The sequence below is a fragment of the Streptomyces sp. NPDC090442 genome (genome assembly GCF_044769405.1).
GTDB lineage: Bacteria > Actinomycetota > Actinomycetes > Streptomycetales > Streptomycetaceae > Streptomyces.
Window position 1 is genome coordinate 1 of record NZ_JBIVXW010000210.1, and the last position, 2,290, is coordinate 2,290.

Here is a 2,290-nt window from a genome sequence, read left to right on the forward strand (position 1 = left end):
AGCCTGATGAGTCATCACAACCCAGACAACTCATAGAAACCACTCCATGTCCCCAACCGTGAGCAAGATCATCAATCGTGGGGCGACCCGTTAGACTCCCGGTCGCTGATGGTGACGTCGCTGTGGGGGGTTGTTGCTTCTTCCCCGTGTACGTGTATCCGCAGGCGCAGTGTTGTGTTGTTGAATTTATGGCTGGCGGGGATGTTGTCGTTGGTGAAGGTGTTGTCGGTGATGTCGTCGATGTGGGCCCATTCGTTCTGGTCGCCTCTGAATGCTTCGACGCTGGCTTGGAGGGGGCCGCATCGCCCAGTTGTGGAGATGGTTCCGTCTGTGTTCCAGGTTGCGGAGAAGTTGTTGATCCAGGGGGTGTTGAGGATGGTGATGTGGCAGGGGATGCTAAGCCAGCGGTAGTCGTCGAGTTCTGAGGTTCCGTCGCCCATGTCGAACATGTAGGCGGTGAAGTTTCTGTTGGTGATGAAGGTGCCGGAGGTGAAGGTGTCGGCGGGGAAGGTCACTGTTCCGGTGGAGGCTGTTGCATCCTGGGTGTCCAGTGCGCCCGGTCCTTGTTCGCCGGAGGCGGGGGGGCCTTCCATTTCGGTGTAGATGCTGATGACGGCGTTGGGGGTGCCGCCGGTATAGGTGAGGGTGATGTCCTGGCCGGCCGGGAAGGTCTCTGCACTGGCGGTCAGGGTGGAGGCGGCCAGGGTGAACGTCAGCGGTTCGGCCAGATGGATGTTCTTGTTCTCGGTGTCTTTGCCCATTAGGCAGGCGCGGTAGTCGCCTGCGGCTGAGGGAGGAAACGTGTTGGGGAGGGCTACAATGCCGGATGTGCCGGTCGTTGGCCGGCTGATGAGTGGTGTGTCGTCTGTGGGGTCTTGGTAGGTCTCGAACACGCGGACGTTCTGGTGTTCAGCCACTTCCTTGACTGTGTAGGCGAACGTGAAGAATGGCTCGCGAACGGCGATGGCGGTGGGGCCTTGGAGGCTGGGGGTGCGGGTGCTGGTCCGCGTAGCAGGGTCCGGGGTGCTGTCTCGGGTGGCTGAGGTGGGTGGGGAGAGTTGGGCGGTGAGGGTGTAGGTGCCGCGTCCGGCGTACGAGCCCAGGGACGAGGGTGAGGTGGCCTCGCCGTGGGCGTCGGTGTAACGGGTGCCCAGCGGCCTGGTCTCGTTGCCCGGGCTGGTCACGGAGAAGTCGACGGCGATGTCGGGCAGCGGCTGCTCTCCCAGTTGCTGCCCGGGCACGGGGTCGTCGTCCGGACCGGGCCCCATGGCCCGGACGGTGAGGGGGACCAAGGCCTGCCCGTCGGTGCTCTCCAGGCTGGTGTCCGGGACCGGGGTGTCCTCGTCCGGTGCGGTGGAGATGTCGATCAGTACGGGGATGAGGATCTGTGGGCAGGGAATCTCTACTGTCCAGGGTGTCTGGCCGTCGGCGGCGGCAACCTGGAGGGTGATGGCTGCAGGGATGGGGTCGGGCAGGGGTTTGACAGGACAGAGGAAGAGGGTGAAGTTCCCGCCCTCATCGGTGACGGTGTCGGCCGTGGCCGCGGGAGGGGACTGCGGGGTGACGCTGAGCTGGAAGGCATCCGATACCGAGGTGCAGCTCACGGCCAGTTCGGTGGTGTCCGTGGCGGGACGGATCACTCGCAGGCGCAGAGGGCAGTTGCCGGCCAGGTAGCACCGCTTGGGCACCGAGGCCACGAGCAGCACGGCGGGGGCGACGCGGCTGTAGACAAGGCTGGAGGGGCTCGGCTGGTAGGCGTCCGTGTTGTGGAGCTCCGCGATGAGCGTGTACGTGCCTGACCCTTCAAGGGGAGCGAAGGCACGTGAGGGGGCCTGCCCCAGTGCGTTAGTGGGGCAGTGCTGGTATTGGGGTTCTGTAGCGGACGTAGGGCCTTCTAGGGTGAAGTCGACAAGAACGCCTTCGAGGGGGTGTAAGCCTCCTTCCCGCACCTCGATGGTGAGCGGTGTGAAAACATCACCTGCCAGGGGCATGTCGGCTTCCTGGTCGCCGTCGACAGGTATGAGGGTGACAGGCACAGGATCCAGGTGAGGCTGGTCCGTGGCCAGGGCGGGCTTGTTGTTTGTCGGCATGATCGCCTCCGCGCAAGGGGGTTGTGGTGGGCAGAGTGGCAGGGGGTGGTTCAATCGGACCGGGGACCGGTGGTTCAGGAGGGCTTCAGAGGGCATTTGAGATCTAGCTTGACTCTGTCGGGGATCTTGGAGTTGCCGAGGTCAGGTGCCCAGGGTTCGCCAGGACTTCGGCCGGGGGATCTCGTGCTGATCAAGGTAGG

At 64.0% G+C, this 2,290-nt stretch carries 1 protein-coding gene; it reads right to left on the reverse strand.

The window, feature by feature from the left end:
- Positions 1–71: 71 nt before the first annotated feature.
- Positions 72–2,144, reverse strand: coding sequence for a hypothetical protein (locus ACIQU6_RS44390; RefSeq protein WP_403488377.1), 2,073 nt, complete (start codon positions 2,142–2,144; stop codon positions 72–74).
- Positions 2,145–2,290: the final 146 nt, after the last annotated feature.